The organism is Bacteroidales bacterium (assembly GCA_016707785.1).
Classification (GTDB): Bacteria; Bacteroidota; Bacteroidia; order Bacteroidales; family UBA4417; genus UBA4417.
Genome location: JADJGZ010000027.1, coordinates 26,254 through 46,193, shown reverse-complemented (window position 1 = coordinate 46,193; position 19,940 = coordinate 26,254). Strand labels below are relative to the sequence as shown.

The 19,940-nt window shown below is 42.1% G+C and carries 22 protein-coding genes; 12 read left to right on the top strand and 10 right to left on the bottom strand.

Annotation, left to right across the window (positions count from 1 at the left end):
• Positions 1 to 120: 120 nt before the first annotated feature.
• The 5 genes from IPH84_14490 (at position 121) to IPH84_14470 (ending at position 7,132) form a co-directional block, all read left to right on the top strand.
• Positions 121 to 3,756, top strand: a complete 3,636-nt coding sequence (locus IPH84_14490) for a PKD domain-containing protein (protein MBK7174405.1) — start codon at positions 121 to 123, stop codon at positions 3,754 to 3,756.
• Entirely contained in the window at positions 3,756 to 4,109 is a 354-nt protein-coding gene (locus tag IPH84_14485; GenBank protein MBK7174404.1) for a gliding motility-associated C-terminal domain-containing protein, read from the top strand. Before IPH84_14490 ends, IPH84_14485 begins: the two co-directional genes overlap by 1 nt.
• Before the next feature lie 63 nt (positions 4,110 to 4,172).
• Positions 4,173 to 4,832: an O-methyltransferase gene (locus tag IPH84_14480; protein ID MBK7174403.1), complete on the top strand. Its 660-nt coding sequence runs from the start codon at positions 4,173 to 4,175 to the stop codon at positions 4,830 to 4,832.
• Between the two features lie 31 nt (positions 4,833 to 4,863).
• Positions 4,864 to 5,271, top strand: a complete 408-nt coding sequence (locus tag IPH84_14475; GenBank protein MBK7174402.1) for a VOC family protein — start codon at positions 4,864 to 4,866, stop codon at positions 5,269 to 5,271.
• A gap of 373 nt (positions 5,272 to 5,644) precedes the next feature.
• Positions 5,645 to 7,132 (top strand): hypothetical protein, encoded by a 1,488-nt coding sequence (locus tag IPH84_14470; protein MBK7174401.1) that lies wholly within the window; start codon positions 5,645 to 5,647, stop codon positions 7,130 to 7,132.
• Between the two features lie 131 nt (positions 7,133 to 7,263).
• Here IPH84_14470 and IPH84_14465 read toward each other — a convergent pair whose 3' ends face one another.
• The 10 genes from IPH84_14465 to purE form a co-directional block, all read right to left on the bottom strand.
• A complete protein-coding gene (locus tag IPH84_14465) occupies positions 7,264 to 8,577 on the bottom strand; it encodes a WG repeat-containing protein (GenBank protein MBK7174400.1) in 1,314 nt (437 codons plus the stop codon).
• 180 nt (positions 8,578 to 8,757) lie between these two features.
• Positions 8,758 to 9,402, bottom strand: coding sequence for a hypothetical protein (locus IPH84_14460; protein ID MBK7174399.1), 645 nt, complete (start codon positions 9,400 to 9,402; stop codon positions 8,758 to 8,760).
• Between the two features lie 70 nt (positions 9,403 to 9,472).
• A complete protein-coding gene (locus IPH84_14455) occupies positions 9,473 to 9,847 on the bottom strand; it encodes a hypothetical protein (protein ID MBK7174398.1) in 375 nt (124 codons plus the stop codon).
• Between the two features lie 58 nt (positions 9,848 to 9,905).
• Positions 9,906 to 10,385 (bottom strand): hypothetical protein, encoded by a 480-nt coding sequence (locus IPH84_14450; protein ID MBK7174397.1) that lies wholly within the window; start codon positions 10,383 to 10,385, stop codon positions 9,906 to 9,908.
• Positions 10,386 to 10,391: 6 nt separating this feature from the next.
• Positions 10,392 to 10,751 (bottom strand): SPASM domain-containing protein, encoded by a 360-nt coding sequence (locus tag IPH84_14445; protein MBK7174396.1) that lies wholly within the window; start codon positions 10,749 to 10,751, stop codon positions 10,392 to 10,394.
• A gap of 62 nt (positions 10,752 to 10,813) precedes the next feature.
• Positions 10,814 to 11,020, bottom strand: a complete 207-nt coding sequence (locus tag IPH84_14440; GenBank protein MBK7174395.1) for a hypothetical protein — start codon at positions 11,018 to 11,020, stop codon at positions 10,814 to 10,816.
• A complete protein-coding gene (locus IPH84_14435; GenBank protein MBK7174394.1) occupies positions 11,014 to 11,499 on the bottom strand; it encodes a radical SAM protein in 486 nt (161 codons plus the stop codon). Before IPH84_14435 ends, IPH84_14440 begins: the two co-directional genes overlap by 7 nt.
• Entirely contained in the window at positions 11,487 to 12,347 is an 861-nt protein-coding gene (locus IPH84_14430) for a hypothetical protein (protein ID MBK7174393.1), read from the bottom strand. The genes IPH84_14435 and IPH84_14430 overlap by 13 nt, the downstream gene beginning before the upstream one ends.
• A gap of 439 nt (positions 12,348 to 12,786) precedes the next feature.
• Positions 12,787 to 13,572 (bottom strand): radical SAM protein, encoded by a 786-nt coding sequence (locus IPH84_14425; protein ID MBK7174392.1) that lies wholly within the window; start codon positions 13,570 to 13,572, stop codon positions 12,787 to 12,789.
• A gap of 261 nt (positions 13,573 to 13,833) precedes the next feature.
• Entirely contained in the window at positions 13,834 to 14,340 is a 507-nt protein-coding gene (purE, locus tag IPH84_14420) for a 5-(carboxyamino)imidazole ribonucleotide mutase (protein MBK7174391.1), read from the bottom strand.
• A 179-nt stretch (positions 14,341 to 14,519) separates the two neighbouring features.
• On the opposite strand from purE, the gene hpt reads away from it, so the two are divergent.
• From hpt to IPH84_14385, 7 genes are all read left to right on the top strand, one after another.
• Positions 14,520 to 15,062, top strand: coding sequence for a hypoxanthine phosphoribosyltransferase (gene hpt, locus IPH84_14415; protein ID MBK7174390.1), 543 nt, complete (start codon positions 14,520 to 14,522; stop codon positions 15,060 to 15,062).
• Positions 15,063 to 15,131: 69 nt separating this feature from the next.
• A complete protein-coding gene (locus tag IPH84_14410; GenBank protein ID MBK7174389.1) occupies positions 15,132 to 16,301 on the top strand; it encodes an adenylate kinase in 1,170 nt (389 codons plus the stop codon).
• Between the two features lie 26 nt (positions 16,302 to 16,327).
• A complete protein-coding gene (gene obgE / locus IPH84_14405) occupies positions 16,328 to 17,317 on the top strand; it encodes a GTPase ObgE (protein ID MBK7174388.1) in 990 nt (329 codons plus the stop codon).
• Between the two features lie 203 nt (positions 17,318 to 17,520).
• Entirely contained in the window at positions 17,521 to 18,015 is a 495-nt protein-coding gene (locus tag IPH84_14400; protein MBK7174387.1) for a hypothetical protein, read from the top strand.
• 1 nt (position 18,016) lies between these two features.
• A complete protein-coding gene (locus IPH84_14395) occupies positions 18,017 to 18,121 on the top strand; it encodes a phosphotransferase (protein MBK7174386.1) in 105 nt (34 codons plus the stop codon).
• A gap of 350 nt (positions 18,122 to 18,471) precedes the next feature.
• Entirely contained in the window at positions 18,472 to 19,209 is a 738-nt protein-coding gene (locus IPH84_14390) for a hypothetical protein (protein MBK7174385.1), read from the top strand.
• Positions 19,210 to 19,218: 9 nt separating this feature from the next.
• Positions 19,219 to 19,890, top strand: a complete 672-nt coding sequence (locus IPH84_14385; protein MBK7174384.1) for a hypothetical protein — start codon at positions 19,219 to 19,221, stop codon at positions 19,888 to 19,890.
• Positions 19,891 to 19,940 lie beyond the last annotated feature (50 nt).

Genomic DNA, 19,940 nt, shown 5'->3' with positions numbered 1-19,940 from the left:
AAACATTCTATTTGAAAGTTGTCCCATATTGGTACCTTTTTCACCGGCAATCTTAAATCATTTTATTGATATTCAACTATTTAAATGTTTGGTTCTTATTGTGTAGCAATATAAGCGGTAATGGTCTGCCTGGTTATTAGCACATCCATAAGCCACTTACTCGGACTTACTCGTCAATACTACACAATGAATCTCAACACTCTTCCATTCTTTAGGGAAGTCAATTCTTACAGGAGAAGCAATGCTATCTCCTTGAAAGTGTTAGGTTTATCCATTATCCTATCTGCATTTACCTTACTTTTCCCTTTCAGTAACGCGTATAGTTCCATAATTCCTAATTTGGGACTACACTCCCAAAGTGGTCCGGCATCAAATAATCCACCGGTTACTTACAACGAGACTGTAAGCCTGTGTGAAGGCTCATTATATGCAGGTTCTATCTTAAACGGAGATTATGATCCGGAAGGAAGCCCTTTAGTGACAGGGATCATTGCCCAACCTTCACATGGTTCGGTAACCATTGATGCTACAGGAAATTATATTTATACTCCGGTACCTTCCTATTTTGGTGTGGATCAAGTGATTTTCAGCATTTGTGATGGAACAGCACCTGATGCTCTTTGCTCCAATGACACTCTATTTCTTACGATTGATGCTTTCATCCAGTCCAGCGCAGGAAATGACCAGGAAATCTGCAGCCTGGCATCCACAATTCTTCAGGGAAATAGTGCATATCCGGGAACTGGAAGTTGGAACCTTATTTCAGGATTCAATGTTCCCCTCATCACTATGATAAGTCCTTCTGCAGCAGAAGTTACCGGACTTATTCCAAATCAAACAGCCTATTTATTTGAATACCTGGTTTCAAACGGTGCATGTGAAAGCAGGGATACTATGCAGGTTGTCAACTATTTAGCACCGAGTACTTCTTTTGCCGGTTATGATCAATATATCTGTTCTGCTATTCCGGCGACCCTCACAATGGGCGCAAACACTCCTTCAATTGGAATTGGGCACTGGACCTATATTTTCGGTCCGGGTCCTGTGAATATCATCAATCTTAATGATCCCAATACAGAAATGACCGGGTTGATTGCCGGAACTTATTTATTCGACTGGACTATTCAAAATGGAAATTGTGATGCATCTTCGAGTGCGGTTTTCATACAGGTAACAGAGCAACCAAATGTATTTGCAGGGAACGATACAACGATTTGTCCGGGTCAATCATTTATTTCCCTTTCCACATCCCTTGCCAATGCTTACCTGGATATTGACTGGAGCACATCAGGAAGTGGAACCTTTGATAATCCTGCGGCTTTGCACCCAACCTATTTCCCATCGGCTGACGATCTGGAAATCGGGATGGTGATCCTTAGTCTGAATGCCAGTGGAAACTTCCCTTGTGGTTCAGTTACCGATGAAATGGCCCTTTACTTTGGTGGAAATATCAATGTGAACGCCGGGCCGGATGATTTTCTCACTCCAGGACAAACTGCATATTTATTAGGGAATGCAACAGCATCAACTGGCTTGGCCGTGATATGGAGCAGCGATGGAGATGGTTCATTCGATGACCCTACCCTCTTAAATACAACTTATTTCCCGGGAGTAAACGATGCCATAAATGGAAATATCATACTTACACTAAGTAGTAACGACCCGGATGCGTGCATTTTTGTTTCTGACGATATGCAACTTCAATATGTAAATGGAGTATATGTCAATGCCGGAACAGATGCTTCCTCCTGTGGGGATTCTTACACGATCACAACCGCTTCAGCCGGAAATTACAGCAGTTTTTACTGGAGTCACGACGGACTTGGCAACTTTACAAATAACAATGGTTTAAATCCAATTTACCATCCTGCAACTGATGAATCCGGACCTGTAAATATTACACTTTCTGCAATTGGACAAAGTCCGGCTACGGATACAGTTACAGATCAGATGATTCTTACGATTGCCTATCCAAAGGCAAGGATCAGTGGTTCAGCATCAATTTGCCAGGATGATTCAGCAACCCTGAGATTCGAACTGGAAGGTATTGCTCCATGGAATCTCACCTACACGGATGGAATAACGATTTTTGAAATCAATGATATTACTCAAACTCCACTTTTAATAAAAGTAAAACCCATTGCCGACCATAAGGAATATACTTTACTAAGTATAGCAGATGCTCATTGCCAGGCAAATATGACACATGTTTCAGGAATGGCTTTAATAACCATTCTGCCTGCTCCGGTTGCACAATTCGGGTCACAAGATGAATGTTCAGGCATACCTGTTCATTTTCAGGATATTTCGGGACCAAATAATCTAATAGAATGGAACTGGAATTTTGGTGATCCGGCTTCGGGAATTGAAAATACCAGCAACCTGCAAAACCCTCAACATCTCTATAGCCAGGCCGGAACTTACCATGTTCAATTAAACATCACCGATATTAATGGCTGCAATGCTCAGATCATCAATAATGTAAATATTCTGAGCCCTCCTGCTTCATCTTATTCTTTTACCACACATCAAGGAAACCATAAAGTAGATTTTAAAGTAGAAGGAAATACTCCATCCACTCTCATTGAAAACTACACCTGGTATTTTGGTGATGGAGAGCAATTGACCATTAGTCCAACTCAAAGCGAGATCACACATGTTTATGAGAATTCGGGGAATTATACTTCTCAATTATTGGTTTCAGGGAAAAATGGTTGTTCCGGTCAAAGTACACAAATTGTGCAAGTAGGCGTAGTTCCGACGCTGGAACTTGTATTGAATAACAATAATGCCTGCCAGCAATCAGAAGTCACTGCCTCCGTTTCTTATACCGGAACCTATTCCAGCTGGATCATTGAATGGGGAGATGGCACTGCTCCTGGCATGGAATCTGCGCATCAAACCTCAGCCAGTCATATTTATGAGATTCCGGGTAGTTACAACATTGTAGCCCGTATCATTACAACAGATTTCCCAATGATTGTGACTGACTCGATAAGTTTCCAGATCAATATCTTTCCTAAACCGAACGCTGATTTCAGCAGTGAAAATCATTGCCTGGGAGAGGAAACAATTTTCACGAACTTATCTGTTTCAGAGGGCCTTGGCGCAGATAGCTACTCATGGATTTTCGGAGAGAGTGGTTCAACTATGAACACTTCTCATCTTCAGGAAGTTTCATTCAGATACGCAACACCAGGGAATCATGAAGCCATTCTCACAGCTACCAATTCATATGGCTGTGTTGACACAATTCAAAGAAATATTGAAATCGTCCTTCCCCCGTCCGCTTCTTTTTCCAGTGACGCATCGTGTGTTGGACAAAGTATTCATTTGTATGATCAGTCGAAAAAAGGCAACACTGATTTAAACAGCTGGTATTGGGAAATTGGAGGCAATAACCAAACATTCTCTTCAACACTTCAGAATCCTGAGTTTGTATTGACAGAGGAAGGCAATTATAATCTGAAGCTGAGCATTAGCGATGAAAAGGGCTGCACATCAAAATTTGATTCCACGCTCAAAGTATCAGGGTTCCCAATGAGTGTCTTTAATATTGAAGAAAACTATGGCCATGAACAAGGCAGGGTAAAATTTAGTAATGGATCTATTGGTGGTACAACATATTACTGGGATTTCGGGAATGGATTTACATCAACTGAAGCTTCGCCCCGATTTCCAATTTCTACGAAGATGGAAATTATACTATCCAATTGGTTACCGCAAATTCAAGCGGATGCAGCGACACTGCCGTAATGAGCTATCAACAACTTTTCAAAGGGCTTTATGTTCCCAATGTCTTTTCTCCTGGCAACACAGATGCTTTAATCGGGAATTGGCAACCAAAAGGCGAAAAACTGGCCTCATACAGAGTTGAAGTTTACAATCGCTGGCAGGAATTACAATGGAGTTCCGATAAACTCGATGAGAACGGTTCGCCAACAGAAAGCTGGGATGGCACATTCAAAGGAGTTCCTTGCCAGCCAGGAATTTATATCTGGAGAATCCAGGCTACCTTTATTGATGGCACAACCTGGCAGAATCAAGATATTGGCAATCGGGAGAATATGCCCAACCTTGACCTGGGAACCATTACCCTGATAAGATAGTTTCATCATTCAACTTTTTATTCTTTTATCCAAAATTTCGATGATTTCACCGAAATTTGCGGCATGAAGAATTCTCCAGACTCCCTCTTTATTTCGCCCTTATTGGAGGCCTATGCGGAAAATAACTCCAGTCCTGAGCCTGCATTACTGGTGCAACTCCGGCGTGAGACCCATCTTCGTAGCCATATGCCTCAAATGCTATCCGGCCCAATACAGGGTGGACTTCTCAGATTTATCAGTCGAATGATACAACCCGTATGCATCCTTGAAATCGGGACATTCACTGGCTATTCGGCACTTTGCCTGGTTGATGGGTTAAGAGATGGAGGTAAACTTCATACCATAGAGATTAACCCTGAAATGGTTGAATTTGCAGGCAGATACTTCAAAGAGGCTGGTGTTAGTGAAAGCATCATCCAGCATACAGGAGATGCATTATCCATTATTCCCGGGATTCCCGGCCCTTTTGACCTGGTATTTATAGATGCTGACAAGGAAAACTACCTCCATTACCTTGAGTTGGTCCTGGATAAAATGAGCCCCGGGGGTTGGATATTGGCTGATAACACTCTATGGTACGGGAGGGTAATTGAAGAAAATGCCGAAAAAGACAGGGAAACCGCTGGTATTATGGCTTTTAATGCCTTTGTTGCTTCGGCAGATGAACTTGATTGCTTATTGCTGCCTGTCCGCGATGGATTGACCTTGATCAGGAAAAGATAGAAACAAATACTATTATCCTTATAAACACATTATGCATCAAAATATAGCAGCCATTGCCCTTGTAGTTAAGGACTATGACGAAGCCATCGACTTTTATACCACGAAACTCCATTTCACACTGGTTGAAGATACTGTGCTAAGCGAGACGAAAAGATGGGTGGTGATAGCTCCGCCAGGCAGTAAAGGCTGCAACCTGTTACTTGCCAAAGCTGCCAATAGCAGACAAATGGATAGTATTGGCAATCAAACGGGTGGCAGGGTATTCCTGTTTCTCCATACCGATAACCTCGATCGGGATTACCTTAACCTCTTAGATAAAAAAGTGAAGATTATAAGGCAGCCTTCTGTGGAAATTTATGGCAAGGTTGCAGTTTTTGAAGATTTGTATGGGAACCTATGGGACCTGATAGAGCCCATCCATGCTGAACAGAGTGCTTAAGAGATAAAAGGGTAAATAGTTGATCAGAAAAAAGGATGATTATTCTCAACAAGCCCTGAAAGAGTAATGTTTCCAGGTTAAAATGGTCCAATTAAAAAAGTGCAAAACCACCCATAACAGAGGTGGTTTTTTCGTTTTTGTGATTATTGCTTAACGTGTTATTGAACAGGAGGGAATTTGAATGAACTTACCATTCACTAAGTTGTTATTCATCATAACTATGCTGAAAGCAAGGCAATGTCTTTTTGATATTTTGAGTCTTATCGTCGTAAAGCCTGCGATTGACATTCTTCTTAAATTCATAAATAGTTAATTCTTGCTGGTTCATCTGTACATCACCATTTCAACCTATCATTCATTAATAAAAACTCCAATGAAGACCAATCAAATCATATCACTATTCTTATTGACCATATCAATCCTATTCCATAAAACCCCTGTAGCCCAGGTGCCCGACAATACCTTTGGCAACAACGGTAAAGTTTACACCTCATTTGGAAATTTTTCTTCCTATTTCCATGCAATGGTCCTTTTACCTGATGGAAAAATAATTTCCGTGGGTGAAAACTCTAATTCATCTTTGGCTATTTTAATTACTAAACACAATACTAATGGGTCACCTGACTTATCATTTAACTCTACCGGCAAAAAGCAAATAGATTTTGGCTCTGCTTATGAATATTGCAATTCCGTGTTGCTGCAATCAGACAATAATCTTCTTCTGGCCGGCTCATCCAATGGCAATGCAGCATTAGCCCGATTATTGCCTAATGGCGAATATGATACTGATTTCAGTGAAGATGGGAAGCTCACCTTATCATTTGGGGCTGGGAATGGCTCATCATTTCATAAAATAATTCAACAACCAGATGGAAAAATTATAGCCATCGGTGAAGCCTACAACTCCGCAAATTTCGATTTTGCCGCAGCCCGCTTTAATATTGATGGAAGCATTGACCCTTCATTTGGTGATAATGGCAAAACAATTATCAACTTTAACAATTACAATGACTTTGGAAGGAATGCCATCCGACAGACTGACGGCAAAATAATCATAGTGGGAGCAGCTAAAAACAGCAATGGAAACAGTTCTGTTGCAATGCTACGCATGCTGGAAGATGGCGCCCTGGACAATACTTTCGGAACTTCTGGAAAAACAACAATGACGATTAGTGGCATTGCTGATGATTCTGCTGAAGAAGTCCTGTTGCTGACAAATGGTAAAATAGTCATTGGAGGTTATACTGCAGGAGATTTCCTTGTCATGAGATACAACACCAATGGCACACTTGATAATACTTTCGGAACAAACGGCTACACTTTTACTGATTTCGATAACTTCCAGGATAAAGCCTTCGCAATGGCTATGGATAACAATGGCAGTCTATTTCTGGGTGGCAGGGGATATGAAGATGGAAACGGCGGCTTATTTCACTTCGCTGTTGCAAAATACAATAGTGAAGGCAGCTTAGATAACAGTTTCAATTCGGATGGGAAAATGACTGTTGTAATGGGCTCTGATCAAAGCTCAATTTTTGACATGGCAATACAAACTGATGGTAAACTACTGCTTGGTGGTCAATCAACAAACATTTCGGGTGGACTCACTGATTTTGCTTTATTGCGTCTTGAAAATGCATCAGTCGGAATGGAAGAAACAGACGCTAAGAATTCAATTATTTCAGTATCTCCAAATCCATCCACAGCTTTTCTAAATGTCAGTTTTGCTGATGAGAAACTTGATTCGTCAATTGAATATTCTATCTATAATTTTTATGGACAATTGATACAAAAAGGGTTCTCAGCCAGCAACAGATTGATGTTTCAGCATTGCCCCCCGGAACTTACCTGCTCAGCGTGACAACTTCATTAAAATCGAAAACGGTAAAATTTGTAAAATCGAACCCGTAAAACAAATCAGGTCCTTTAACGAATAAGAGACTACCCTTAAAGGCATTCACATATAAATGCCTTTAAGCAAATAGCCTGAACTTAGAACAAGTTAATCCCAAACCTTAAGTAATACCGATTAACAAGGTAAACCTTTGTCCAGCCTTCAGTAAGTCTTTCATCGGAGTAGGTGTAACCTGTCTTTCCGTAATCGCCGAAATCATGGTCTTTATAACCCACCCCAATACTCATACCGATATCCCAGAAAAAGAGTTTCCTGCTACTTGAATAACCAATTAACATGGCCGCATCGTAGCGTTTAATAATAGGTGAAATATTGGTTTGAGCCACCAGCATATAGTTCTCATCATATACTTCAGAATATATCGGATTACATTGCAGATCGGCATAGCGAAGTTCAAAACCATAATACTGACCGGCAAATCCATAGCCTTTATACCCTCTTGAGATATCCCGTTTGTTCATAAACTTAAACATCAGGGAATATTCACTTCCATTATACACCAGGGTGGAATCCGGATTATCATAAACCATGGCCGAAAAGCGAACCCGGTCATGGTACTGATCATACGTATTATACCTGACCCCGATTCCGACGGTACCGAGCCTGATCTGCTTAGCAAGATTGATCTTGTCACTATTATTATAGGAAGCAGCTGCATAAGCCCATGTAAAAGCAGAGGTCGTTTTGTCAATAGTTGGCGAGGAAAACTCGAAATCAACCTTCAGTTTACCATCGGTGCCCACCAGTCCCCATTTCCCTGCCGACTTGGAATATACTGGAGCCATGTCATCTTCAAAGGGGCGGGCGTCATCAAAAACAAATGTGGCTGTCCCGGCCATCGGAGTTCCCTTATTATCAATGACTCCCCAGCCTGTTTCATAGTAAGCAAGTGCATAACTTTTACTGAAAGAAACAGCTGCTTTATACTGGAAAGGAATCACAGTTTCACCACTGGTATTGATATAACCGATGAGTCCATCTTTTTTCACCCATGCCAGGCTATTGACAAATTCAGCGGCATCCTCATATTCGATGGGGATCATCACCTCCCCCTTTTTATTGATATAGCCCCATTTGTCATAACTTTTCACAGCAGCTAAACCATTGGTAAAATACCAGGCATCTTCATATTTAGGTTCCACCACCACAGTCCCGTCAACCGAAATATATCCCCAAAGGCCTGCTTTCTTAACAGCAGCCAGATCATTGCTGAAGGTCCGGGCATCATCATAGAGATAACTGATGACCACGGTTCCAGCCTTACTGGTATATCCCCATTTCCCTGAAGAATTCTTTGAAGGGCCGGGTACTTCTTGTGCCCCGACAGAAAAAAGCAGCAACAAAAATGTGAACACTAATAAAAATCGGCCGGCTATTTTGCTTTTTTTCATCTGCTTGGAAATTATTAATTCATTGCTAATTTTAAATGTATTGGTGATTGCTTCCAGGTATTTCCTGTTTGATATCAGACTGGTGTTACTCCCTCTGACCAGGCATAATGATTCCTTTGGTGAGTTGTAAGGTTGATAAGCTCCAGTGAATTTATACCCTTATTCTGTGACACATATAAGTTAAGAAATGCTGGAATATTTTGAGAAACTCGAGTAATCCGTATAGCTGTTATAGGAATTATAGCTGTTATAACTCGAATAACTGGTGTAATCACTGTAGCTGGAGTAATTGTTATAATAACTGTTATAGCTACTGTAACTGGAGTAATCACCGTAATAGGAATTGTAATTGCTGTTATATCCAAGGCTATTGTAATAGCTGGTGTAATAGCTCGAGTAACTGGTATAATATGAGCTGTAGTTGCTATAATAGCTGTAATAATTACTATAGTAGCTGGAATAATAGCTGTAATAACTGTAGTAATAACTGTAATAGCTGTAGTAATTGCTGTAATAACTGTAATAGTAGCTGTAATAGCTGTAATAAACGCTGTTATAATTAGCGTAGTAGCTATAATAATAACTGTAATAATAGCTGGTATAATAACTGTAGTAATATTCCAGGTCACGCGCTGCTGCACGGGCAGGTTCAATAGCTCCTTTAAGTGCCGACATTCCGGCAGCCACTCCTACCAGGCCAAAGAGTTTTTTTGCTCCCCGTTTTAGGGCTTCACGGCGGGCCATCTTACGGTTTCCCTCTTCCTGGAGAGGTTGTTCCTGTAACTTATCAGCTTTAGGATCTTTCGTTTCGTCGGATGCTGGCATGATGATTCAGTTTTTGGCGTTAATTTAATAAATATTTTCACTTCCGGGTACTCCCCGGAAAAATTCAGGATTATAGTTTTTGTATGGCTGCATACATGATCTCTTCCACCGGGATCCGATTGATGCAATGATTTTCCATCAATGGGCATGGGGTTGGATAATTTTGGGCAAACCCAACTCCGAGGCATTCATCTTTTAAATGGCAATGATCCAGGGATGCCTGTAAATGGGTTTGTTCTTCGTAACCATATACCAGGTGATTGGTTGGCCCCCACAGAGCAACCGTTGGAACTGCTGCCAGGTGGGCCGCATGCATTACAAAATTATCTGAAGTGATCACAAGGTCACATTTACGGATCAGTGCGATCAATTGTCGCGGGGAAGTTATCCCTAAAAGTGAATAGGCTCCCTTTATCCTCAACTCATTAATAAGTCCGGATTGCATCACATTGACCCCCGGGCCGATAGTTGTTCAGTAATGATATGCCATGCCATTGGGTGCATCATTTTCCTGGGGATTCTGAGCTGGGTGAGATGAGCACATTCTTCTCTTTCCACGGAATGAACTTATACAGGATAGGATCATCTTCAGGCTCAATGGGTAAATAGAGCTTTTCCTCAACAGGTGTCTGTAATCCAAACATTCTTGCCAATACCTGGAATGCCCGCTGATTGCCTGGACCCAATGTTTCCTTTGCCCAATAATCGGTCGGTAAAACATGGGCATTCTTAGGTGGATGCCCTACAGTATCAATAGCCGGATGCCCTGATAATATACTTGCATAACGTGTCCTGCGTGCCAGGTTAAACCGTTTGGCCGGGTCCTTTTCATGGACCAGCTTTAAAACACCTGACAGCATCAAAGTATCTCCTAACCCACCTACCGGATTGATCCAATTCTCAATATTGAGGCTGGATGCCCCCTGTTCTTCCTGAGGTGATTCATGCATCGGCTGACTGACTTCTTCTTTCATATTTTTCATCTCCTTTTATGCCTCCATATTGAATTTCATCCCTGTGACAGGTTCAAAGTATTTTTCAAGGAACACTTCCTTGGCTTCACACCACATTGTCTTGTGCATAAATTCCCTGTGTTTATGGTAAGCATCCAAAGGACAACCGCCATGGCATAATTCCCAGAAACGGCAGCCTTTGCAATCTGCATCTTTAAGATAAGCAGTGCGATTGATAAACTCTTCCCGTTGTGGATCTTTGAATATATCTAACAGCGGACGATCCTTTATATTTCCATAACTGTTGATTTCCCAATCACCGGCTCTTCCACATTGAGAGGTTTCCCCTTCAGGACCGATATAAACATGTGAATAAGCACAATTCCCCGAGTCCACACATCCCAGTGAAAGATTCCGTCCTTGCTCATCATAATTGGAAAGAATGGATTTAAATGGATTTACATCCGGGAAACGGCTTCGATGCTCCCACCAATAAGGAAAATAGCCCCAAGAAAATCAGCATACTCAAGAGGAGTAATGGCTATATCATCCTTATCTTCACCATAAATCAAGACCGGGTTCATATTAAATCCACCACTCATCTTAAAATTAGTGAGGTAATGAAAGAGTTTGAGAGGGTTTTCCAGGGATTTGCGCGTTACCACATAAATAAATCCCCAACCCATATTATTCTTTGCCAGCAGGTTAATCCCTGCATGAACTTCCGGTTATACCATTCAGAGTCACGTTTCACACCGGGACCACGAATATTGGCAATAGGTTCAAAACTTGTGCCTATCTGGTTAATCCCCATCGACCGGAATATATCCACGAATTCCTGGTTGAGCAGTGTCAGGTTTGATTGAATGGCATGTTCGATCCGATCCGATGTTTCTGCACAGTATTTTTGCTGGAATCCGATGGCTTTCCTGAAGTAATCGGCTCCAAGCAGCAAAGGTTCTCCTCCATGCCAGATCAGCGTAATCCGTTCATTTATCTCCTGTTTAAGATACTCATCCATGCGAACGAAGATCAGCTCCAGCAAATCCGTTTTCATGGTTTTGGGAGCTTTTCGGGTAACTACATCACAATAAATGCAGGATGAGTTACATGCTTCTGTGGGTTTAAATATTATAGTTGGCATAATTGCTTTACCCTTCGTTCTCCTGATTTTGATTGCACAAATTCTGCTGCTTCCATCACATCATTCAGGAAATCAGCACATCCCGGGTTCTCATCAAGGGTTGCACTGAATTTCCCCAGGCATACCCTCCATGCCGGACAGGACGAACAGGCTTCATTTGCCATGAAAATATCCTGCCAGGCTATCAATGCCGACTGATAACCAGGTTTTTCTGTAATGATATCCAATTCATCAAGAGTCCCGATAAAATCTCCCGCAACAAGTTTTTCAGCAGTTAAAGCAAGGTTTTCCTGCGAATCCATATGCAGATACCGGGTTGGATTGTTGAAATAAACTGACGAAAAATCAGTGTATTCAGTCGGATGATAATGGTCCACCAGGTAGACAAAAGGCTCAATGCTACCATGAGGTACTTTCCCATAAATGGCATAATGAAGCAAGTCGCTTGCTGACTGCCAGTCAGTTGTGCCTTTGTCAAACCATATTCCACAATCGATTCCGAGGGATGCGATCATCTGCAGATGTGTGAAGTTTTCCGGATTTGAAGATGACAGGAAAATCCTGACGGAAAGGTTTCTCCAGAGCCCTGACTTCTCAATAAATGTCCTGATATCACCAAATGACGGAACATAAAGGTTTATAGGAATATCCCTCCAGTCTTCACTCACAGGAATTTCCGTAAGGTTTCCCTTCACAATTGCCTGTATGCAATGAAGCTTATTATGTTCATTTACAACATGGGCAATATTTCTGAAGGAAAAGAGATCGGAAGTCCTGATCACCAAAGCTTTTCCCCTTATCGACTTCAACAGGTTTTCGTTGAAGTTTGTAACTAAGATATGCTGCATAATATTGATAAAAAGAATGATTTATCATTGTTTTGAATTTGGGCTCCTTTTGGGAATCCAGAATGTCCTCATTCAAGCAGAAATGTCAACAAGACCTTGAATGACTTCTTCACAAATATCTAAACAACTCTTGATCATTCTTTCCAGGCACTGGATTCTTTGGATTCTCCCGAAGGAGGCCTTCGGCTGGATTCTTTTCACCAGAAAACACTATCCCAGTTTCCCATCCGGATAAACTTTCTCCATCCTTATGGGTGCTTCATTGTTGAATTTATTCAGCGCATGCGCAAGGCAGCCACCCTGGCACAGGTTCTCATCGCGGTGTGTACATTCATCACAGGCTTCAAAGATTCCTGCTGTCTCAACGCGAATACTTTTATGTAAATCCTCGTAATAGCGGCGGATATCCTGGATGGAGTCAAAATCGTAGATGGATCTTTTATGGTATTCCGAAGAGGAAGCAGGACCAGATCATCACATCGGGTCCAATATCCACTGCCGGCCCGCAACCAAAGGTCAACCTTCCACCGGTAATTTTGAACAGTTTACCTATTTGATCATCGGTAAATACACAAAGAGGGAATCCACAGTCAAGGCCCGGTTTCACTTTAAATCGCTCAAAAACCGGCGCATAATCCATGAACCTGCTCACCATTTTTTTCATGGCATCCACTGCAACAAATGCATTTTTCTTACCGGGGATAGGGTGTGCGAGACCCAGCCGGACAAACTTCTTTAGGCCAAAGCGGTTGATATAATCGAACACAAAGTCCATATCAAAATCAGGCCGGTAAATATTATATCCCGGGTTACTGAGATGTCCGAAGACTTCCAGGAATTGTTCCACTTTCTTCACCTCTTCGGCAGGAGATTTAGCCGGGTTATTCACATTACAAACGAAAGAAAGCCGTTCCGGATGAATGCCGGAAAGGTGTTTGCTGGCATCTTCGAATCGTTCAGGGGTCATTACTCCTGAAGTAAAGACATTAATATGGAAATTTCTCTCGATCAGGTAAAGGATAATCTCAGTAAAATGAGGATGAAGTGTAGGTTCTCCACCTAACAGGGATATTCTGTTCTCACCGGATGCAAGCAGGAAATCTGCAATGTATATTAAGTCAGGCCATGACAAAGTCTCCTCAAAGGGAGAATCAGCCATGTATTTTTTCGCAAAACAGTATGGACAAGACCGGACACACCGTTGAGTCAGCAATACATTTGCCATTGGAAGGGTTTAAGTATCAGTTTTGGGATGCGTTGAAAGATTTAACCTATTTCCTCTTCCAACTTCATTCCCATTTTTAATTGTATTCAGTTCAGGTATTCAAAAACAGAAAACATGTAAATAATTCACATGTTTTCTTGATTAATTACAACAAAAATATAGGTTATCTTTTTAAGATCAAGATTTTATAGACTGATAAATATCAGTGGGATCGACAAGATTGCTCATTAAGAATGAAGGGATTCTTTAAAAAAAGTATGTTTAATCGACCTTGAAGTCAAATTTAACATTCTTCAGTTCTTCATTAGCCTGTATAATTTTCTTTTTCAGGTTCTCTTTGTACTCCAATACCCGTCTGGCAAGTTCAACATCTGCAGTTGCAATAATCTGTGCAGCCAGGATCCCGGCATTCTGGGCGCCATTAACAGCTACTGTAGCCACCGGGATCCCCGGGGGCATCTGGACGATTGCCAGGAGAGAATCGAGTCCATCGAAAGAGGATTTCACTGGCACACCAATCACCGGGATCGGGGTAAAAGCAGCTATTACCCCAGGAAGGTGAGCGGCCATTCCGGCACCGGCAATGATGACCTTTATTCCTTTATCGGCAGCCTGGGTAGCAAACTCTTCCACTTTTTCAGGAGTTCGATGAGCAGAAAGGGCATTCATTTCAAAAGGGACCTTCAATTCATTGAGAACTTTGGCAGCAGCTTCCATAACCGGCAAATCGCTGGTACTGCCCATGATGATACTAACTAAGGCTTTCATTTTAGGTAGGTTTATTTAGCAAAAGTAAGGATTGTAAGGCAAAAAGAATAATCCCGGATGCTTTCAATCCGGAAATGATTTTCGGAAATAAGAAGATACAACCAACACTTTTGACCTATCAGCTGCTTATTGATATCCCACGGATTAATCTTATATTTGCTGAGATTCAATCCAAGGTTATGACTAAAAACTGGGTACTAAAAGATAAATCTTTCACAAAATATATTGAAGCCGCCGACATACAGAAGGCGATAAAATCACTTGCTTCCCGCATCAATCATGACATGGAGGGGAAAACTCCTGTTTTTATCGTTGTTCTGAACGGAGCTTTTATTTTTGCTTCCGACCTGATCAAGAACATCACCATTGATTGTGAGATTGCATTCGTCAAACTCTCCTCCTATCAAGGGGTACAGAGTACAGGAACAGTTAAGGAAGTGATCGGTTTGGATATCGACTTAAAAGGACGGCATGTGATTGTAATTGAGGATATTGTTGATACCGGTCTTACCCTTAATAAATTCCTGCAGCAACTGGCCATCATGGAACCAGCTGATGTTCGGATTGCATCATGCCTTCTGAAACCCGAAGCATTCAAAATGTCATTCCCGGTTGATTACCTGTGTTTTAGTATCCCTAATGAGTTCGTTGTGGGATATGGACTTGATTATGATGGCTTAGGCCGGAATTCATCTGACATTTATAAGATTCAATCTTCCTAAACTATAATAACTTCCTCTCTCTCAGGCATTCATAGTTATCTGTATTCTACAACCATCAAACATTAGCACATGCTTAATATTGCACTTTTTGGCCCTCCGGGGGCAGGTAAGGGAACCCAATCCCAGGCATTGATTGAAAAATACAACCTGGCTTATATCTCTACCGGGGACCTTCTTCGTCAGGAAATATCGGAAGAAACTGCTCTTGGTATGCAGGTAAAGGAAATTATTGCAGGAGGGAGCCTGGTTTCTGACGAGATTATGATTGAACTGATAGAGAAGAAAATAGTGCAGAGTGTCGACAGGGATGGAATTCTTTTCGATGGATTCCCCCGTACATTGGTTCAGGCTTATATCCTGGATGGATTATTACTGAAACTGAACACTCAGCTATCCTGTATGCTCAGCCTGGAAGTACCCAGGGAAGAGCTGATCCAGCGCTTGATGGAACGTGGGAAATCTTCCGGACGTTCAGATGATACGGAAGATGTCATCAAATTCAGATTGCAGGAATATGAAAATAAAACCTCTCCGGTTAAAGGGTATTACCAGGAAAGAAACCTGTATTTCCCCATCAATGGAGTAGGCCCCATCCCGGAAATCTCCGAACGACTTACCAAATCAATTGAACAGACACTTCAGAAAGAATGGTTTAACCTGATTCTTTCCGGCCCTCCAGGCTCTGGAAAGGGGACCCAGGGAAATATGCTTGCCAAGAAATTTAATCTCTACTATATCTCAACTGGTTCACTTCTCAGGAAAGAAGTTAAAGCAGACAGTGAAATCGGCAGAAAAGTAAAAGACATCATTGACCTCGGGGATCTTGTTCCTGATGAAATCGTGATCCAGCTGATTGAGAGAGAAATAAAAATGCATAACCATGTAAAGGGATTCATCTTTAAAGGCTTCCCGAGAACTGTTCTCCAGGCATATATTCTTGATGGATTGTTGAGAAGGATGAATATGAATGTATCTTGTGTAATTGAGCTCAGTGCCCCAACCCTTGAAATGATCAAGCGCCTCGACCGCAGGAGCCGTTCCGACAGGGCCAGGCCTTATGATTTGTCCACCGAACTTATCATTCACCGCCTGGAAGAGTACGAGTCGAAAACCACCAGGGTTATGGAGTTGTATCAACGACAGAACAAACACATGATCATGGATGCAATGGGTACCAATGAAGAAATTTTTGAACGATTAAGCTTATCTGTCGAGGCAAAAATGAAGAAAGCCCGTTAGGGTTTGAATAATCTGAAACACATACAATGGCCTCATCCAATTTTGTTGACTATATCAAGATATTTGTCCGTTCCGGTAAGGGTGGCTCTGGTTCTGCTCATTTCCACAGGAGCAAAATCAACCCCAGGGGCGGACCGGACGGAGGAGATGGAGGCCGGGGTGGCCATATTATTGTTAGAGGAAACTCTCAACTATGGACCTTGCTTCACCTTAGATATACCAGGCACCTTTATGCAGGCGACGGGGTTTCCGGCTCATCTGCCCTTAAAACAGGTGCTCAGGGCCGCGATCAGGTTATTGAGGTACCGCTTGGAACCCTTGTAAAGGATGAAGAAACAGGGGACGTAATCTGCGAAGTTACTGCTAATGGTGAAGAACATATTGTATTGCCCGGAGGAAGAGGGGGTTTAGGTAATGACCATTTCAAAACACCTACCCACCAGGCTCCAAAATATGCTCAACCCGGTGAACCCGGAATTGAAGGTTACAGGATATTTGAACTTAAAATTTTAGCAGATGTAGGACTTGTCGGATTTCCAAATGCAGGAAAATCAACCTTGCTGTCTGTTCTCTCTGCTGCAAAACCGGAAATTGCCGATTACCCTTTTACTACTCTCAGGCCAAACCTCGGAATCGTATCCTACCGCGACGACCGTTCCTTTGTAATGGCCGACATTCCGGGAATTATTGAAGGGGCCCATGAAGGCCGCGGATTGGGACTTCGCTTTCTGCGGCATATCGAAAGGAACTCAGTACTTCTTTTCATGGTTCCTGCCGATGCCAAAGAGATCACCAAAGAATACCGGATACTGCTGAATGAATTGAAACAGTATAATCCCGAACTTCTTGACAAGGGGAGAGTGCTGGCCATTACAAAATCGGATCTCCTTGATGAAGAGATGCTCTCAATGATGAAGAAGAGTTTGCCAAGAATTCCGCATGTCTTTATCTCTTCTCACACCCAACAAGGGCTGGTGCAATTAAAAGATCTGCTCTGGAAGCAACTGATGGGATAAGGCTGTCCCAGAATTGCTCTTCATCTGAAATTTACGTCCACTGGATTTATTCTTCTATTTTCTTTAGCTTCTCCTGATTTTTCAATCAGGATCATGCAACTATTTTCATGCTGTCCTCCCCTATAATCTGTTTACAGATTATTTTCAACTTCCCAGGCAATTTGTTGCCTCATTATTATTGAAGCGTCCAATCATTCTGCATCATGAGAAAAATAATGTTACTCGCATTTGCCTTTGTTTCATTGGTATTCATGGGATCTGAACCTGTGTACTATGAATACACTCCGGTGTTTATCACGAGAAGTGATATGGAGCAGGCTATTAAGTATGAATCATCAGCACCGGTTAAGAACCCGGGCAAGATTTATATTAAAGATAACTACCTGTTCATTAATGAAAAATACAAGGGCTTCCATGTTTTTGATAATACTGACCCCTCAAACCCTGTAAATAAAGGTTTTGTCCGTATCGACGGATGCGTGGATATTGCTATTAAAGGCTCCATTATGTATGTTGACAATGCGGTTGATCTTGTGGCAATACAGGTAGATACCGAAAACAGTACTCTCTCCGTGAAAGGCAGGGTGCGTAATGCATTGCCTGAACCTTCGTCCCCCGATGGATTCTGGACTGCCCGTTCTTTCGAGAAATACAGGCCTAAGAATGGGATTATTGTAAGGTGGGAAAAGTCTAGTTAGGATGTGGAATGTCGGATGTGGGATGTCGGATGTCGGATGTCGGATGTCGGATGTCGGATGTGGGATGTCGAATGTCGGATGTGGAATGTTGAATGTTGAATGTTGAATGTGGGATGGCGGATGTTGAATGCCCCGAAGGGGAGCCTTTGGCTTCGGATGGCGGATGGGGATTGAGAATGTCCCCTTAAGGGGGTGCCTTGGGGACGGGATTTTTGGTGATTATAGATAAGTGGTATTAAGTTACACCTTTGAACATAACCAAAATGGAAGCCTCTGGATTGGAATGTCGAATGCCCCGAAGGGGAGCCTTTGGCTTCGGATGGCGTATGGGGATTGAGAATGTCCCCCTTTGCAAAAAGGGGGTGTCCGCCTTGGCGGACGGGGGATTTACGCTAATCTTCAATAAAGAAGCAATTGAACAAGAAAAGCAAAACTCAAATACAGAAATATACGATCATGAAAAATATCATCTACCTATTACTGCTCATTATCATCAGCCAATCCTGCTCAATGAGCAAGGACGATAACGAAACAGGGACAACAGGTGAAGGAGGATCTTTGGCCCGCTTCACCATTGTAGGAGATTATCTCTATGTGGTGAATGAAAGCAGTCTGTCAACCTTCTCGCTGCTGTTAAATCCCTCTGAACCGGTGAAAGTGGATGATGAATACCTTGGCTTTGGCGCTGAGACAATCTTTCCATATGGCAATGAATTATTATTGGGAACGCAATCAGGGATGTACATTTATGACATTACTAACCCTGCTCAGCCCACAAAAATTACCTTATTTCAGCACATCAGGTCCTGTGACCCGGTAGTAGCAGAAAACGGGTATGCCTATATCACCCTGAACTCCAACAACCAAACCTGTTGGAGAGGATTGAATGAAATGCAGGTGGTCAATATTCAAAATCCGAATGATGCATATTTACTCTCGAGTTATGCCATGTCAAGCCCACAAGGGCTGGATATTCATAATGACACCTTATTCGTATGTGACCAGGGACTAAAAATGCTGGATGTTTCCAATAAAAACAATCCCAAAGAGCTTAAATATATAAATAATATTGTAGCTGAAGATGTCATTTATACCAATGGCAGGCTCCTGATCATCGGGGCAAATGGTTTTCATCAATATGCCATTAACTCCAACGGTCTCACAAAGTTGAGTACAATTCCCGTCACCCCTTAACCCAGATTTATGCTATCCAACAATAATTTTCAAACCAGGTTTATTCTTGCAGGATTTTTCCTCCTCCTTTTCACTTCCCTAAATGCCCAGGACCTGCCTAAACTGGAAAAAAACAGGTCTATCGGGTTGGTTCCTCAATATGCCATTCTTAGTGGGATCCGGCTCGACCTTGATTACCGCCTGAAGAAAGCAAAACCGCAATGGCTGATTGTTTCCCCACAGGTATATCTTTCGCCGGACAACCCTAATCTGTGGAGTTATGATCATATGTGGGGTCTTGGAATGGAGTTACAGCACAGGTACTACCTGGGACAGAATGCTCTTCTCCCAAAAGGCGTTTACCTGGGATACGGCCCAATGTTCCAGTACTTTTCCATCGAGGACACCCGGCTTTATGCCCAGGAGGTCATTGAAAATGGAATACCTTATACCATTGTTAAAAACGGGCCTATCACCACCGGGGTTTATAAGGTTGGAATGACCGCAACAGCCGGAGTACAGGCGATAATTCAGGACATAGTTTATATCGACTTTTATACCGGCGCAGGAATCAGGTTCAGTTTTGATGATCAAAGCAGTGGTCTGCACAGGATCTATAATGACTGGTGGGGTGACTATGGATATAGTGGAACGCTCATGACCTTCGGAATAAGGATTGGGATGCTGATACCAAAAAAATAAACCTCTTTCGAACAATTTTATTTTGAAGATCAGCTCAACAATAAACTCTG

Coding starts and splice junctions, on each gene's coding strand:
- IPH84_14470 (MBK7174401.1), top strand. CDS start 5,645: ATGAAGACCAATCAAATCATATCACTATTCTTATTGACCATATCAATC.
- IPH84_14490 (MBK7174405.1), top strand. CDS start 121: ATGGTCTGCCTGGTTATTAGCACATCCATAAGCCACTTACTCGGACTT.
- IPH84_14435 (MBK7174394.1), bottom strand. CDS start 11,499: ATGCCAACTATAATATTTAAACCCACAGAAGCATGTAACTCATCCTGC.
- IPH84_14485 (MBK7174404.1), top strand. CDS start 3,756: ATGAGCTATCAACAACTTTTCAAAGGGCTTTATGTTCCCAATGTCTTT.
- IPH84_14450 (MBK7174397.1), bottom strand. CDS start 10,385: ATGAAAAATATGAAAGAAGAAGTCAGTCAGCCGATGCATGAATCACCT.
- IPH84_14425 (MBK7174392.1), bottom strand. CDS start 13,572: ATGGCAAATGTATTGCTGACTCAACGGTGTGTCCGGTCTTGTCCATAC.
- IPH84_14430 (MBK7174393.1), bottom strand. CDS start 12,347: ATGCAGCATATCTTAGTTACAAACTTCAACGAAAACCTGTTGAAGTCG.
- obgE (MBK7174388.1), top strand. CDS start 16,328: ATGGCCTCATCCAATTTTGTTGACTATATCAAGATATTTGTCCGTTCC.
- IPH84_14400 (MBK7174387.1), top strand. CDS start 17,521: ATGAGAAAAATAATGTTACTCGCATTTGCCTTTGTTTCATTGGTATTC.
- IPH84_14395 (MBK7174386.1), top strand. CDS start 18,017: ATGTGGAATGTCGGATGTGGGATGTCGGATGTCGGATGTCGGATGTCG.
- IPH84_14475 (MBK7174402.1), top strand. CDS start 4,864: ATGCATCAAAATATAGCAGCCATTGCCCTTGTAGTTAAGGACTATGAC.
- IPH84_14455 (MBK7174398.1), bottom strand. CDS start 9,847: ATGCAATCCGGACTTATTAATGAGTTGAGGATAAAGGGAGCCTATTCA.
- hpt (MBK7174390.1), top strand. CDS start 14,520: ATGACTAAAAACTGGGTACTAAAAGATAAATCTTTCACAAAATATATT.
- IPH84_14385 (MBK7174384.1), top strand. CDS start 19,219: ATGCTATCCAACAATAATTTTCAAACCAGGTTTATTCTTGCAGGATTT.
- IPH84_14465 (MBK7174400.1), bottom strand. CDS start 8,577: ATGAAAAAAAGCAAAATAGCCGGCCGATTTTTATTAGTGTTCACATTT.
- IPH84_14410 (MBK7174389.1), top strand. CDS start 15,132: ATGCTTAATATTGCACTTTTTGGCCCTCCGGGGGCAGGTAAGGGAACC.
- IPH84_14460 (MBK7174399.1), bottom strand. CDS start 9,402: ATGCCAGCATCCGACGAAACGAAAGATCCTAAAGCTGATAAGTTACAG.
- purE (MBK7174391.1), bottom strand. CDS start 14,340: ATGAAAGCCTTAGTTAGTATCATCATGGGCAGTACCAGCGATTTGCCG.
- IPH84_14390 (MBK7174385.1), top strand. CDS start 18,472: ATGAAAAATATCATCTACCTATTACTGCTCATTATCATCAGCCAATCC.
- IPH84_14480 (MBK7174403.1), top strand. CDS start 4,173: ATGAAGAATTCTCCAGACTCCCTCTTTATTTCGCCCTTATTGGAGGCC.